The sequence below is a fragment of the Blautia sp. HA8986 genome (assembly GCF_056504635.1).
Genome location: NZ_JBWLUQ010000001.1, coordinates 2,456,313 through 2,472,144, shown reverse-complemented (window position 1 = coordinate 2,472,144; position 15,832 = coordinate 2,456,313). Strand labels below are relative to the sequence as shown.

Here is a 15,832-nt window from a genome sequence, read left to right as displayed (position 1 = left end):
AATAATATGGGATAAATGATAATCATATTGAATAAATGATATTCTGTGCGGGAAATTTCTGCTAAGATAGGATTATTAAAATATACAGTGGGAGGCAGAGATGAAAGAACTTCTTTTTGGGGCGGCTTACTATGACGAATACATGCCGTATGACAGACTTGATAAAGATATAGAGATGATGAAAAAAGCGGGGATCAATACGGTGCGTATTGCGGAGTCTACGTGGAGTACCTGTGAGCCGCAGGAAGGTGTGTTTGATTTTTCTCATGTGGAGCGTGTGATGGATGTCATGGAGGAAGCCGGGATCAATGTGATCATCGGAACACCTACGTATGCAGTGCCTGCTTGGATGGTGCAAGCTCACCAGGATGTGATCGCCACAACGAAAAAAGGCGCAGGGATCTATGGTGCAAGACAGATCATGGATATTACCAATCCGGTGTATCTTTTTTATGCGGAGCGTGTGATCCGCAAGCTGATGGAGCTCAGTGCCCACAGGAAATGTGTCATTGGTTTCCAGATAGATAATGAGACAAAGTATTACGGCACAGCAGGAAAAAATGTGCAGCTGGCTTTTGTGAAATATTTAAGAGAAAAATTTCATGATGATCTGGATGCCATGAATCATGAATTCGGGCTGGATTACTGGAGCAACCGGGTCGATGCATGGGAGGATTTTCAGGATGTAAGAGGAACCATCAACGGCAGTCTGGGAGCAGAGTTTGAGAAATTCCAGAGGACTTTGGTGGATAAATTCTTAAGCTGGCAGGCTGGAATCGTCGGTGAGTATAAGAGAGAAGATCAGTTCATTACCAATAATCTGGATTTTGAATGGAGAGGTTATTCCTACGGGGTGCAGCCGGATGTGAACCATCTTCATGCATCACGGGCCCTGACTGTTGCTGCAACAGATATTTATCATCCGTCACAGGACGATCTGACAGGAGCGGAGATTGCTTTTGGCGGGGATATGATCCGCAGCCTGAAGCATGATAATTATCTGGTGATGGAGACCCAGGCGCAGGGATTTCCATGCTGGACACCGTATAAAGGACAGCTTCGGCTCTGTGCGTACAGCCATCTGGCATCGGGTGCAAACAGTGTGATGTACTGGCACTGGCATTCTATCCATAATTCATTTGAGACATACTGGAAGGGGCTTCTCAGCCATGATTTTGCGGAGAATGACACTTACCGGGAGGCTTGCATCATTGGAAAGGAATTTCAGGAAAAAGGCAGCCATCTGGTGAATCTTAAGAAGAAAAATGATGTGGCAGTGATGGTAAGCAATGAGGCTCTGACTGCGCTGAACTGGTTTGGTATCCAGGCGACGTCCGGGGATAATGGTGAGATCCGTTACAATGATGTTGTGCGCTGGATCTATGATGCGCTGTATCGGATGAATGTAGAGTGTGATTTTGTATGGCCGGAATCTGAGAATCTTTCTGAATATAAGGCGATTTTTGTACCTGCGCTTTATGCTGCACCTGACAGCACTTTGGAGAGGCTGAATCAATATGTGAAAGATGGCGGCACTCTGGTTGTGACGTTTAAGAGTGGTTTTGCCAATGAGAATGTGAAGGTTCATGCGGATGCACAGCCGCATATCCTTAAGGATGCGCTGGGTATCAGTTATAATCAGTTCACGTTTCCAAGGGAGGTGAAGCTGTCAGGAAAACTATATGGTACGGACTCGGCAGATGGTGAAGGAGCAAGGGTCTTTATGGAACTTCTCAAACCAGAAGGAGCAGAAGTGCTTGCAGGATATGATCATTACAACTGGAAGGATTATGCGGCTATAACCCGAAATAAATATGGTGAAGGTACTGCTTATTATCTGGGGTGTATGACAGATGATAATATTCTTTATAAAGTGATAAAAGGTGCTCTTGGAAGTGCAGGTGTTGAATTATCTGGTTACAGTTATCCGGTAATCGTACGTGAAGGAACAAATGATTTTGGAAAAACTGTCCGGTATTTCCTGAATTATTCTGCAGAGGAACAGGAAGTTACTTATAAGTACGATGATGGAGAAGATGTGATTTCCGGTGAGGAAATTAAATCTGGTGAAGAGCTGAAGATTTCTGCCTGGGATATGCGGATTGTTGAGGCATAGTAACAGTTAGCGTTTACAGGGAATATTTTGCGGGTTTTCCAGGGAGAAAGTCACAAATTGGACAGCAATTAATAATATTAGGAAAAGGGGGCGCAAGCTCCCTTTTTGTGTACATGATAGGGGTTTCTTGTGCTATACTGGAGTAAAAAAATGAAAGGGGTGTTATGGAATGGAAAAAATGAGCAGCATAATAAGGCGGGAATTCAAAAAAGGTGATGATATCCGCGATGCAGGTCTGACGGCTCCGGATGATGTGATCCGATATAAAGATATTGCTTATGGAAAAGATTCTGCCATGCAGGTACTGGATGTGTATCGTCCGAAGGATACAGAGGGAAGTCTTCCGGTGATTGTCAGCGTACATGGTGGCGGTTGGGTATATGGTGATAAAGAGCTGTATCAGTATTATTGCATGAGTCTTGCACAGAGAGGCTTTGCAGTGGTTAATTTCACTTATCGGCTGGCACCGGAGTATCAGTTTCCGGCACCTGTGGAAGATACGAACAGTGTTTTTGCATGGATTCTTGATAATAAAGATAAATATGGCATGGACGTGGAGAATCTTTTTGCAGTGGGCGATTCAGCTGGTGGACAGATCCTTTCGCTGTATGCAGATATCTGCACGAATGAGGAGTATGCAAAAGAATATGATTTCCAGGTACCTGAAGGCCTTAAGATAAAGGCTGTGGCCTTAAACTGCGGTCAGTATAACATGGAGGATACCAGTGATATGACCAGGCAGCTTATGGAGGAGTATCTTCCGGAAAAAGGAACTCCGGAAGAATTAAGAAGGATATCTTCTGATTTACATATAACAGAGAAATTCCCGCCTGCATATGTTATGACAGCAGAAGGCGACTTCCTCCGCGAACAGGCACCATATATGTATGAGAAACTGAAAGAGAAAAATGTGATCTGCGAACTTCACGAATACAGCAGCGCAGATGAGAAACTGATGCATGTTTTTCATCTTAATATGAAGTCTGAGGATGCGAAGAGATGCAATGATGATGAGTGTGAGTTTTTCAAGAAATTTATTTGATAGAATAAATCTGTAAGGAATATATATGCGGGAATGTGTTAAAGGCTTTGGAAATGTGCAGCTTAGGATTATCCGGTAAGGAAACAAAAACACCCTCATATATTACAGTACAATTAATATTGAGGGTGTTTTGTTTATGAATAGTTGTTTGTTTTATTTAAGAAAGAGTTATTTTAGCAAAATTTTCTGTATGAGAAAAGTCGATTTTGTTCACTTTTGCAACATATCCGGTTTCTGTAAGCGGGCACGCTGAGAAATATCGAGTTTCATTACCAATTGTTAATCGGGCGTTAGGATGCATATACGACCAATTTTCTGCATCGTAGTAGCAGTTATGAATATCGTCGAATCCACCGATTAATTTTGCAAAGTCGCAAAGAGCAGCTGGAGAGAGCATGGAATCCCAGTGGTAGGTAGTCCAGTATGGCTCATTTGGAGCTGCCGCTAGATCTAATATTTGTTTTCCGTCGTTTAACAGGTAATTAAACTTCATACGGAGGTATTGGCAAATGGCATCCATCTTTTCAAAAGGAGTCATTTCTTCTGTTGTAACTTTAGAAATAATATCTTTCATCCAGTTTGATTTTGCTGTATTGGAATCTTGTACATGAACAGTTGCTGTTCCGGCAACAGTATAACCATCTAAAGAAGATTCTCTGATTTCTAGTTTGGATGTACCAGATTTTGAAAATTCCCATCCTGTTACATAACCGCCTTCTACTTTCTGTAAACGGGAACTTTCATCACTTTTCAGTAAAAATGTGATGTCATCGTTAAAATCTCTCCAGTTACTTGCTCCGGAATAAGGAGAGCCGTTATCACTGGAAATAGAAATTGTGTCAGGATCAGGATTATCTGTTTTTATGTATACAATTCTGTTGTATCCGGTGTACAGATCTGATACATTTTTATCCAGATAATATAGTTCATATGAGTATTTAGGTTTTCTTGAAAGCTTTTGGCCAGAAGAAATATCGACTTGTTGTATAGCGGTCCAAGGACCTGTGATTTTTTTATTATTCTGAATTTTGTATGTACGGGTGCGAATATAATAGGTGGTGCCTTTTTTTTCATTAAAAGTTATATAAGTATATCCATATCGATATCTGTCATCATCAGCAAGATAGTTATTTGTGTGATCTTCTTTTATATGATATTTTGTTGCGAAATCTTTTTCTTTGCTGATTTGAACTTCACAACCCTCATAAGGATCTGTTATTTCAAAACTATTTGAAAAATAAACAGCAATACCATAAGAACCATAGCTGATTCGTTCTATTTCAGGAAGGGGAAGTGTAGAATCAGTACCTGTACTTGTTATAGTTACATCTCCTTTTCCTTTCTCCTCCATTTTTTGAGTTACCTGTACATTAGCCTGTATAGTTTGATCATAGCGATCTTTAAATGTGATGGTTACATTTCCTGGTTCAGAAGCATAAAAACTATAAAAATCAGAAGAGTATTTCTTATATAGCTGAATAGCATCGGTGTTTGAAATAGTCATTTCTTTAGCAGGAATAGAAGTCTGAATGGTAAAAAATCTTCCTGCATTAACAGACATACTCTCTGAACCTTCAATAAATTTAAAAACTGGTTTAGGGGTTGGAGTAGCGGTAGGTGTTGGTGTAGGTGTTGGTGTATTTGTCGGTACAGGAGTAGCGGTAGGTGTTGGTGTATTTGTCGGTACAGGAGTAGCGGTAGGTGCTGGAGTGTTTGTCGGTATAGGAGTAGCGGTAGGTGCTGGAGTGTTTGTCGGTATAGGAGTAGCGGTAGGTGCTGGAGTGTTTGTCGGTACAGAAGGTGGTGCAATTATAACTTTTTTTCTGGTTCGTCGGCTTTTTATGTGGGACCATATGGAGTAATATTTTTTTCCGTTTGTAATTATATATGTACGGACTTTAGTATAATAAACAGTGTTAAATTTTAATTTTGAGATTGACACTTTTGTTCGATTTTTAACGGTTAGTATTTTAGCATTTTTCATTTTAGAATTTGATGAATACGAAAGCTGATAATAGGTATTGGGGATAGCACTTTTTTTCCATGAAACAGACAATTCTGCGTTCTTTTTAGATGGAGTGATGCTTTGTATTTCTACGGATTTTGGATTAATTGTATAAAATTTGTGAATAGTTCCCCGGTAGGCACCGGTTCCAACAATGGTTAGTTCGTGTTTTCCGACTTTGGAAAAGTCACCTTTATATTTCAGGGCATAATCTTTTCCCTGTTTTAAAACACGATTTTTGTATTTGACGATTACTTTGGGTTTTTGCTTTTTTCCGGTGAATACAGTATTTTCTTTGGAGAGCTGAATATTTTTGCTGCTCAGAGGAAATTTGCTTGCTGCCTGAATGATATTTGTATTTTCAGGAAATATAAGAATTACCATAAGAAAAATACAAAGTAATTATTTCATCCAGTTTCTTTTTTTGTTTTTCATACGTAGTCACTCCTTTTGTGTAGTTTTTGATTTGCAGGTATAATCAGTATACCACGAAAAACTGAAAATAGACACAACGAAGGAAAGATCTTTCAGGTTATCGAAATATATATTCCTTCCACTTGACATCTTCCGTGAGAGTATGCACAATAAAGGTATCATAGATAAACTGGATGCATGGCCGACATTTTTAAGTATGGATTCATCGGAAGTGATCGTAGAACTAATTGAGAGGTATCCGGAGTTTAGAGCCATGTACGAGCACATATATAATATATGCCGGAATGTGGAAGGAATGATGGAAATGTATTCAGAAGAATTAAAGATTCTCGATCGGAACACAGTGAAGTATATGGTGGATCAGATGCAGGAGCAGATTGATAGTCAGAAGGAACTGATCGACAACCAGAAAGAACAACTTGTAGAGAAAGAAAAAGAAATACAGGAATTAAAACGAAAACTTGCAGAGCGGAAATAAATGATAAAAACAGAGGTGACAGGAAATGAAAAATATTCTTATCGTAGTAGACATGCAAAATGACTTTATTGACGGAGCACTTGGCACAAAAGAGGCTGTTGCCATTGTGCCAAAGGTGGAGGAGAAAATCCGAAATTTTGACGGAGAAGTATTTTTTACAAGGGATACCCATGAAACGTATTATCTGGAAACCCAGGAGGGGAAAAATCTTCCGGTTAAGCACTGTATCCGTGCCACAGAAGGCTGGCAGATCCGGAAAGAACTGAATGTTCTCAGGAAGACAGCTCCTGTTGATAAAGAAACCTTCGGCTCCACAGATCTTGCCGGGGAATTGACTATGATCGATGAAGATGAAGGAATTGGAAGTATTACTCTCGTGGGACTTTGCACAGATATCTGTGTGATCTCCAATGCTCTTCTGATCAAGGCATCCCTTCCGGAAGTCCCGATCTGTGTTGATGCCACATGCTGCGCAGGCGTAACACCGGAGAGTCATGAGAATGCACTGAAAGCCATGGAAGCGTGCCAGATTAAGATTATCAGATAAAAATATATCTGACGAAAAATAAATATTTTTTCAAAAAATAAAACTATCCTGAACAAATTGCAAAGTTGAGAAGCTTTGTACCTGGCAGGATAGTTTTATTTGCGTTAAAAGGCTGCGAAAAATATGTTGAAATATGGAAGTGATGAACGAACAGGATACGTGGGCAGATGAGATGAGTAAAAAAGAACAGCTGAAATATACAGAATATTCTTGCATAAGATACCACATTAATGTGCGAAAGCTAAATTTTTTTGAAAAATAACAATAAAAATGTGGACAAAACCAAAAATAATGGTTAATATATACACATGCTCAAAAAAGCAAATATAAAAATTATGCGAAATATATAATATAAATCCGCTATTGATAAAAAATATATAGATATATTTACAAAACAACATCGGGTATATCAATGCAGGAAGCAGAGGGGAAATAACGGGAGGGAGATATTATGTTGAAGTTCTTTAAAGGAAAAGATAAAGGAAATGTAATTTATGCACCCTGCAAGGGAAGAGTGGTTCCCCTTGCGGAGGTTCCGGACCCTGTCTTTGCGGATAAGGTACTGGGTGACGGTTTTGCCGTGATCCCGGCAGACGGCAGGATATATGCTCCGGCAGACGGTGAGGTGGCAATGGTATTTGATACTCTTCATGCAGTTACGCTGACAAGCACTCAGGGCGCGGAAATACTGATACATATCGGACTGGATACAGTCACACTTAAGGGCGAACCCTTTAAAGCCCATGTTGCAGCAGGCGATAAAGTCAAAAAAGGTGACCTTCTGATAGAAGCTGATCTGGACAAAATTGAGAAAGCCGGTTTAAACACAATTATCCCGGTTTTGATCTGCAACACAGATGATTACGGAAAGATAAGCCTCCAGAAGGAGGGGGATGTTTCGACAGATGAAGCAGTCCTCAAGCTTTCATGATCATCTGCATGCATCTGACAGGCTCATAACGGCCCGGAGATAGCAGCAATTTTCGGGGTGTTATAACCGGAGTGATCCGGTCAAATATATTTTTTAAGGGAGGGGAAATATATGAAATTTCTTCAAAAACTGGGAAAAGCGTTAATGCTTCCAGTGGCAGTACTGCCAATCTGTGGTATCCTCATGGGTATCGGATACTGGTTATGTCCGGCAACCATGCAGGGTGGAGACATTCACGGCGCAGCCAATCTGATCGGTCTGTTTTTGGTTAAGGCAGGCGGAGCTCTGATCGACAACATGGCGATCCTTTTTGCTATCGGTGTTGGTGTAGGTATGTCAGAAAAGAATGACGGAACCGGCGGAATCGCTGCACTTGCATCCTGGCTGATGCTCACAACACTTCTTTCTACAGGATTTGTTACAACCATCATGCCATCAATCGCTGACAATGCAACAAAAACTCTTGCATTTGACAAAATTGTGAATCCTTTTATCGGAATCCTTGCCGGTATCATCGGATCTACATGCTATAACAAATTCAAGAGCACCAAGCTTCCTGACTGGCTTTCATTCTTCAGCGGCAAGCGCTGCGTAGCGATCATCGCAGGAGTGGTTTCCATTATCGTATCTGTTGTATTACTGTTTGTATGGCCATTACTTTTCAGTGCACTTGTAGCATTAGGAAAAGCGATCGCAGGTATGGATGTTGTTGGTGCAGGTATCTATGCATTCCTGAACCGTCTGTTGATCCCTACCGGATTACATCACGCACTGAACAATGTATTCTGGTTTGACACCATCGGACTTGGTGATCTTCAGCACTTCTGGGCAGGTGAAACCTCTGCAGATGTATCCTGGAGCCTTGGAATGTACATGTCCGGATTCTTCCCATGTATGATGTTTGGTATTCCTGGTGCAGCACTTGCAATGGTTAAATGTGCGAAACCTGCAAAGAAAAAAGTTGCCATCGGTCTTGTTGCTTCCGCAGCGATCTGTGCATTTATCTGTGGTGTAACTGAGCCGTTCGAGTTTGGATTTATGTTCCTTGCTCCTGGCCTTTATGTAATCTATGCATTACTTTACGGTATCTTCACCATGATCACGGTTGCGCTTGGCTTCCGTGCAGGTTTCAGCTTCTCAGCCGGTGCGATGGATTTACTTTTCTCATCCTCACTTCCGGCAGCACAGAAGACATGGCTCATCCTTCCGCTTGGAATTGCAGCATTCATCGTATTCTATGTTGTATTCCTTTTTGCCATCAAGAAATTTGATCTGAAGACTCCGGGAAGAGAAGACGATGAGGATCTTGAGGCAGAGAAGAATATTGAGCTTGCAAATGATGATTATACTGCTATTGCCGCAAAAATCCTTGAAGGCTGTGGTGGAAAAGAGAATATCACAAGCATCGATAACTGCATCACAAGACTGAGACTTGAGGTTAAGGATATTACTGCTGTAAATGATAAGGTAATCAAATCTGCAGGTGTTGCAGGCGTGATCAAACCTGGAAAAACTTCTGTACAGGTTATCATCGGAACCAAGGTTCAGTTTGTTGCAGATGCATTTTCTGCGCTTTGTAAATAATGGCTTTTTTGGAGTCAGGTATTTGTTAAAATAATTATGGGGGCAGCAGCAGAACTGTGAAAACGGTTCTGCTGCTGTTTTTTGTATACCTTATATTGACCGATACTTTCAAAAAGCGTAAAATGTTATTTCGATAAAAAGCAACCGGTCAGTGCGTTTACGATTGCAATATTTCTACAGGGGGAATGAAATTAATGAAATCCAGCGTATTTCACAAAAAATATCTTTTAGCCGGCATATATATTATTTTTGTTCTGTTTACCTGCTGTAATTCCCGATTTTATAATACACCGCTGGCAAAAATATGTTCCGTGACAGAAAAACAGACTCTGAGCAGAGAAGGAACCAGAAATTCAAAAGAGTATTACTATACGCAGAAGATTACTGCACGTATATTGAATGGTGCACATAAGGGTGAAAAAATTACGATTTCCAATGAATATGCTTCTTCCCAGGTTCAATCCTGGAAATATCATAAAGGAGATACGGTTCTTCTGAGTGGCTCAAAAGATAATCCCGGAGGATCAATACGATCTGTAAAGAGAGATGGCTATCTGGCAATACTGGCAGGAGGGCTGTTTTGTCTGCTGATTTATATTACCGGAAAACAGGGACTTTATACCATCATATCAGTGATACTGAATACGGTGATCTTCATGTACGGATTCCGTGCTCTGTCAAATGGAAAAAATATTTTAAATATCTGTAATGTGATCGTACTTTTGTTTTCACTGACTACATTGATTTGCTTAAACGGGATTCACAGAAAAACGTTTGCTTCAATTTTTTCAACACTATGTGTACTGTTTCTGATCATGGGATTATTTGAATTTTCCATTTATATGTGTGGAGATCTGGATTACTCTAATCTGGAATATCTTGGAAGTATGGGGAATTCAGCAGATATATTCTGGACAGATATTATGCTGACAGGACTTGGTGCTATTATGGATGTAACCGTAACGATCAGTGCTGCAGCAGGAGAAATTGTCCGAAAAAATCCTTCAGTTTCTCTGAGAAAGCTGATACATTCCGGCCGTGAAATAGGGTATGATATTATGGGAACCATGATAAATGTGCTGCTGTTTGTTCTGGCAAGCAGTATGATTCCCATGTTCATACTAAAGATGAATAATGATATAAGCTTTATAACGATCGTGAAATATCACATTCCATATGACATTTGTCGATTTTTAATAGAAAGCATAGGGATAGTACTGGCAATACCGGTATCTGTGCTGAGTGCCTCGGTTATTATGAAGCTGCCATTACTGAAAAGGAGTGACAGGAAATGAATATTTTTCTTGCGTTGGTATTGCTTTTTCTGATGATCATAATTGGTGGAGAACGCGGTGCTGTTTCGATCATGGCACTTGCCGGCAACATCATCATTCTGTTTTTTTCAATTATACTGATGGCTGCCGGTTTCCCGTCACTTCTTCTGGTATTAGTGGCAGGAGCTGCTGTTTGTTATAATTCACTGTTTTATCAGAATGGAAATAATCCAAAGACACGGGCTGCTTTTTTCGCTACACTGCTTGTAATGCTACTTCTGATCCTTCCAATCTACATTATCACATGGAGAGCAGGAAGCTACGGATTAAATGAGCTGCAGATTTCGGAAGATGATTTTATGTATTATTACGATACGGATATCAGTATCAACATGCTTCATGTAGCAGTCTTTGTATGTGTTTTCAGTACCCTGGGAGCAGTTATTGATACTGCTTTGTCTGTAACATCCTCTGTATATGAAGTCTGGACGCATAAAAAGGAACTGACAGAAAAAGAGCTTATTTTTTCCGGCTATCAGGTTGGAAAAGAAATTATCGGTACAACGGTAAATACACTGCTTTTTGCCTATTTTGGAGGCTCTATTTTATTATTTTCCTATGTCCGGATCCAGCAATATAACCTGGAAATTATTCTTAATTCCAGGTTCCTTTTTCAGGATGTTGCAATTATGCTGTCCGGAGCCATTGCCTGCCTTATTACAGTTCCTGTATCAATCAGGTGTATCATCTGGCAGATCCATCATAATAAGACGGAAAAAAACGGAAGAAATTCGTAATTTACAATTACGGATTTTCTTTTTTTTCACAGTCCTGGTAAATTCCATGAAGCATATCTCCACTGCATTGAAGACGGAATCCGTGGTCCCGATACAGATGCTCTTTTAATTCATCCATAAAATCGGGGAATGTGAAAAGCGGTCACAAATTCTTCATAAAAAATTAGCACTCACCTCTTGACAGTGCTAATAATACGTGTTATAGTACATACAGAACAAAGGAAGAGAGAAAAAAGAAATCTTCCGGAGAAAGTTCTTACAGAATTTTTAGATGTTTTTTGAAACAGTAAATTAAAAATGGCTGCACAGCACGCAGCGAATATAGATCAGGAGGAATGAGTTATGTTAGTGCCAAGTATTTTCGGAGAAGATTTATTTGATGATTTTATGGGATATCCAATAGGCCGTCAGGCAGCTTCTAATGCTTATCCTCAGGTAAAGGATATGATGAAGACAGATATCCGTGACATAGATGGTAATTATGAATTGGAGATCGATCTTCCGGGCTTTAAGAAGGAGGATGTGAAGATCCAGCTGAAGAATGGTTATCTGAACATTCAGGCAACCAGAGAAGAGAAGAAGGACGAGAAGGATGATAAAGGTAAATATGTTCGCAGAGAACGTTATACAGGAACCTGCAACAGAAGCTTTTATGTAGGCTCGAGCATTAAGCATGAAGATATCCATGCGAAATATGAGAACGGAATCCTTCATGTAACCTTCCCGAAGGAAGAGACCAAGAAAGAAGCAGAAGAGAAGAAATTTGTTTCTATTGATTGATCAGCATTTACTTTGAAGACAATATCCGGAACAACCCAAACGGATAGAATATAACCCCCTTTTTTTTCCACCCCTTTGCCAATGCCCGGCAGAGGGGTTCTTTACGTTTCGGCCTGAAGTACAGAGGTGAATTCTGATTACTGTTTACTGGTAATATTCCGCGAGGTGTTTTGTGTGAGCGAAGGTCACAGAAAACCCGAGACATACCGCGCGAATTTATGCGATCAGCATAAATTCTGTGCATCGCGAAGCGTGTTGCTGAGAACGGAGTGAACAGTAACGAATTCTGATTAACTTTACACTACATCCTCACTCTGTTATACTTGGAACAGATAAACAGCGGAAATTCAGCAATACTATAAAATTGGGGAAAGAGTTTTTACAGAGGTGAATATATGGGAGACAGAATCAAGGTTATCATGGACTGTGATCCGGGAATCGATGATGGTATTGCGCTGGCATATGCGGCAGCGCATCAGGACGAACTGGAACTTCTTGCAGTGACAACATTTGCAGGAAATAATACCATTGATAAAGTGACAAAGAATGCACTGGAGCTGGTAGATTTTTACGGATTGAAGGTTCCGGTGGCAAGAGGCCAGGAACGTCCTCTTGTGAAAGAGGTACTTCATGCGGAAGAATTTCACGGAGAGACAGGGCTTGGCCATTGTGTGCTGCCGGAAGCAAAATCAGAGACTGCATCTGACAATGCAGTGCTTTTTAGCCGTGAGCTTCTGAACAGACTTCCGGAGGGTGAACAGGTAGTAATGATTGAAACTGCGCCAATGACTAATCTCGCACTTCTGTTGAAGGTTTTTCCTGAAATAAAGAATAAGATTGGAAAAATTGTATTTATGGGCGGCGCAGCAAAAGGCGGAAACATCACACCGGCAGCAGAATTCAATATTTATGCAGATCCGGAAGCTGCGAAGATCGTATTCGATTCCGGTATCCCACTGGTAATGTGCGGACTGGATGCTACCCTGAAATGCAATCTTACCAGAAACCAGATCATGAAATTATGTCAGTCCGGTGATCCGACAGCCAGAGCCTGTGGAGATATGGCTGGCTATATACTTGAAAATTCTTCCAAATATCGCTGCGTGGCAAGTATCCACGATGCAGTACCGTTTATGTATCTCCTTCATCCGGAGTTCTTCAAGACAGAAAAAGTGCTCCTGGATGTGGATTGCTCTGACGGTGCCGGACGGGGTGCCACATTATGCGATTTCCGCTGGTGGCTTCACGATGAAGAAAAAATAAAAGATATGATTCTGACAGACGCAGATACAGAGCGTTTTCAGCAGGAGCTGTTCGAAGCGATTTATTCTGTTTCTGAGTGCAGAACCGGGAAATAACCGGGATCAGACCATGAAGCAGCTGCGTTCATAAGATATAGAGGAGCAGAACACAGTGCCTGCTCTTCATAAAAATATCTGTGCACACTGTCAGATAAGAGGACAGAAAACCCATGAACTATATTGTATTTGACCTGGAATGGAACCAGAATCCGGACGGAAGAAGACATCCGGACAGCCGGCTCCCTTTTGAGATCATTGAGATCGGGGCAGTAAAATTAAATGAAGAAAGAGAGATCATCGACACCTTCCAGTGCCTGATCAAGCCCAAAGTGTACCACTGGATCCACGACAGCATCCATGAAGTGATCCATGTGGATTATCATGAGCTTGAGAATGGAATCCCGTTTCCAAGAGCTATCCGAAATTTTCTGGAATGGTGCGGAGAGGAGTACCGTTTTTTTACCTGGGGAAATCAGGATGTTATGGAACTTCAGCGGAATATGAAATATTATAATCTTCTGAAACTGATGCCCGGACCGGTACATTATTATGATGTGCAGAAGCTTTTCAGTGTGAAATTTGAAGATGGGATCGCCAGACGTTCTCTGGAATACGCCATTGACTATCTTGATCTTCCAAAGAACCGGGATTTTCACCGGGCACTGGCAGATGCCAGCTATACGGCAAGGATTCTTCTGGAGATTGACGAAGCCTGCATGATCCGTCATCCATCCCTGGATGTATACCAGAATCCGAAGTCAAAAGAGAAAGAAATCTATATTTCCTATACAGATCACGATAAGTTCGTATCCAGGGAATTTGTATCAAAAGAGCGATTAATGAAAGACCGTAATATGATCAGTACGATATGTCCTGTTTGTAAATGTCCTGCAAAGCGAAAGATCCGCTGGTTCAGCACCAATAATTCCAAGGTATATTATTGTCTTGCGCTCTGCCATGAACATGGTTCTGTTGCGGGAAAGATCCGTATCCGTAAAACAGACGAGGGAAAATATTTCGGAGTAAAAACCCTGAAAGTGAATGATACAGAAGCGGCGGATGAGACCCGCGAAAAGCATGAAGCTCTCCGCCGCAAGAAACTTTTAAGAAGAGGTCTGGAGAAGCAGGTCTGATACGACATTCCGTTCGTATTGCATTCCCCAGCCAACCAGATGTTTATTATAATAGTATTTGCTTTTCAGACGCAGCGGGCCGGCAGCATTCTGGAGAACGGCCTGGCGTTTGTTAAGTTCTGATTTCTTGATGCCTTTTGGCAAAGTCACATAAACTTTAGTCTTGTAATAAAACGGATAAGTATTTCCGTTATCCTTAAGGATATATTTGTCACATGGGAGTACCTTAAATGGGACTGGATCCATGGAAACTTTCATATCCACTTTTTCAAAATTTTCAAAACCATAATTAAAAAGTGAAGCAGTGTCGCTGTAGGCATTTGCAGCAGAAGTAGAATTCAGGATCACTGCAACCAGAGTCATGTTTCCGCGCTTGCAGTAGGTGACAAGAGTATTGCCGGAAGCATCTGTGTATCCTGTTTTTCCGCCAAGGACACCCTCGTAGTAGTATTCACCGTTCTTGATCATCTTGTGGTGATTAAGAAGCTGGCGGGCTTCTGCGAATTTATTGGTGGCCGGGATCTCATAATAGCGTCTGGTACAGAACTTACGGTAAAGCGGATTCAGCCAGGCGGATTTTGCAATTCTGGCCATATCAGAAGCTGTGGTGTAATGGTTCTCATCCGGAAGGCCATTCGGATTGTTGAAGTGGGTATTTTTGCACCCAAAAAGCTTTGCACGCCAGTTCATAAGTTCTGTGAATTTTTTTACAGAGCCGGAAACCTGCTCTGCAACTGCTACAGACATTTCGTTTGCAGACTGGAGCATAACAGCCATCAGTGCCTGGTCTCTGGTAAATACTTCACCGGGAGCTGCATAAATGCTGGAATCACCTGCTGATACGCTGGCAGATGCGCTTTCGGAAACAGTGATTTTCTGTTTGTAAGGAATATTTTCACAGGCCAGAAGCGTTGTCAGGATCTTGGTAATGCTGGCAGGATAAAGCTGGGTGTCGGCATTCTTGGAATAAAGAACTGCTTCTGTATTTACATCCATAAGAACTGCCGCCTGTGCTTCGATATTTGGGCCGGTTGGCCAGCCGTCAATGGAGTCGGTATCAGCTGCCTGGTTGTAGTAACTGGAATGGGCAGGTGTGACCTGTGTAGCCTGTCCGCTCTGGCTGTCAGGAACTGGTGTTGCGGTGACAATAGGATCACCGTACTCATCATATCCATAAGCAGCAGCTGCACATGGCTGTGCGCCTGTAATCAGGATTCCCATGCAGAGGATTCCGGCAAAGATCTGGCGCAGAGATCGTTTTTTCGTAATACTCATTTTAATAGACCTTTCAATAATAGTTGTATTTTACCCGTGAGATTCTGTAGTAGTATACCACTTTCCTTCTGGAAAAACTACTTTCAGTCTGTGAAAATTCTATTAAGATAGAATGAACATACATATAATAAGAG

General features: G+C 41.2%; 13 protein-coding genes. 11 read left to right on the top strand and 2 right to left on the bottom strand.

Going from position 1 to position 15,832, the window contains the following annotated elements:
- The first annotated feature begins 100 nt into the window (after window positions 1–100).
- Together AC04Q4_RS11440 and AC04Q4_RS11435 are read left to right on the top strand one after the other, a co-directional pair.
- Entirely contained in the window at window positions 101–2,116 is a 2,016-nt protein-coding gene (locus AC04Q4_RS11440; RefSeq protein ID WP_476389000.1) for a beta-galactosidase, read from the top strand.
- A 169-nt stretch (window positions 2,117–2,285) separates the two neighbouring features.
- Window positions 2,286–3,158 (top strand): alpha/beta hydrolase, encoded by an 873-nt coding sequence (locus tag AC04Q4_RS11435; RefSeq protein ID WP_173738177.1) that lies wholly within the window; start codon window positions 2,286–2,288, stop codon window positions 3,156–3,158.
- A gap of 157 nt (window positions 3,159–3,315) precedes the next feature.
- Here AC04Q4_RS11435 and AC04Q4_RS11430 read toward each other — a convergent pair whose 3' ends face one another.
- On the bottom strand, window positions 3,316–5,547 hold the full coding sequence (locus tag AC04Q4_RS11430) for a hypothetical protein (protein ID WP_476388999.1): 2,232 nt from the start codon (window positions 5,545–5,547) through the stop codon (window positions 3,316–3,318).
- Between the two features lie 193 nt (window positions 5,548–5,740).
- Here AC04Q4_RS11430 and AC04Q4_RS11425 point away from each other — a divergent pair, with 193 nt between their 5' ends.
- The 9 genes from AC04Q4_RS11425 to AC04Q4_RS11385 all read left to right on the top strand — a co-directional run bounded on the left by AC04Q4_RS11425 (window position 5,741) and on the right by AC04Q4_RS11385 (window position 14,423).
- The gene (locus AC04Q4_RS11425) at window positions 5,741–6,076 is read left to right on the top strand and encodes a hypothetical protein (RefSeq protein ID WP_173738176.1); all 336 of its coding nucleotides are present in this window, start codon (window positions 5,741–5,743) and stop codon (window positions 6,074–6,076) included.
- 25 nt (window positions 6,077–6,101) lie between these two features.
- Window positions 6,102–6,623, top strand: coding sequence for an isochorismatase family protein (locus AC04Q4_RS11420; RefSeq protein ID WP_476388998.1), 522 nt, complete (start codon window positions 6,102–6,104; stop codon window positions 6,621–6,623).
- Between the two features lie 451 nt (window positions 6,624–7,074).
- Complete coding sequence (locus AC04Q4_RS11415) at window positions 7,075–7,554, top strand: PTS glucose transporter subunit IIA (RefSeq protein ID WP_195456513.1); 480 nt, start codon at window positions 7,075–7,077, stop codon at window positions 7,552–7,554.
- Between the two features lie 111 nt (window positions 7,555–7,665).
- Window positions 7,666–9,138 (top strand): PTS transporter subunit EIIC, encoded by a 1,473-nt coding sequence (locus AC04Q4_RS11410; RefSeq protein WP_476388997.1) that lies wholly within the window; start codon window positions 7,666–7,668, stop codon window positions 9,136–9,138.
- A 194-nt stretch (window positions 9,139–9,332) separates the two neighbouring features.
- Complete coding sequence (locus AC04Q4_RS11405) at window positions 9,333–10,433, top strand: YibE/F family protein (protein WP_178773790.1); 1,101 nt, start codon at window positions 9,333–9,335, stop codon at window positions 10,431–10,433.
- Entirely contained in the window at window positions 10,430–11,209 is a 780-nt protein-coding gene (locus AC04Q4_RS11400) for a YibE/F family protein (RefSeq protein WP_173756682.1), read from the top strand. The genes AC04Q4_RS11405 and AC04Q4_RS11400 overlap by 4 nt, the downstream gene beginning before the upstream one ends.
- A gap of 342 nt (window positions 11,210–11,551) precedes the next feature.
- A complete protein-coding gene (locus AC04Q4_RS11395; RefSeq protein ID WP_476388996.1) occupies window positions 11,552–11,989 on the top strand; it encodes an Hsp20 family protein in 438 nt (145 codons plus the stop codon).
- Between the two features lie 395 nt (window positions 11,990–12,384).
- A complete protein-coding gene (locus tag AC04Q4_RS11390) occupies window positions 12,385–13,347 on the top strand; it encodes a nucleoside hydrolase (RefSeq protein WP_178645067.1) in 963 nt (320 codons plus the stop codon).
- 113 nt (window positions 13,348–13,460) lie between these two features.
- Window positions 13,461–14,423 (top strand): exonuclease domain-containing protein, encoded by a 963-nt coding sequence (locus AC04Q4_RS11385; protein ID WP_476388995.1) that lies wholly within the window; start codon window positions 13,461–13,463, stop codon window positions 14,421–14,423.
- Here AC04Q4_RS11385 and AC04Q4_RS11380 read toward each other — a convergent pair.
- Window positions 14,394–15,698 (bottom strand): serine hydrolase, encoded by a 1,305-nt coding sequence (locus tag AC04Q4_RS11380; RefSeq protein ID WP_476388994.1) that lies wholly within the window; start codon window positions 15,696–15,698, stop codon window positions 14,394–14,396. The two genes, AC04Q4_RS11385 and AC04Q4_RS11380, sit on opposite strands and share 30 nt — an antisense overlap.
- Between the last annotated feature and the right edge of the window lie 134 nt (window positions 15,699–15,832).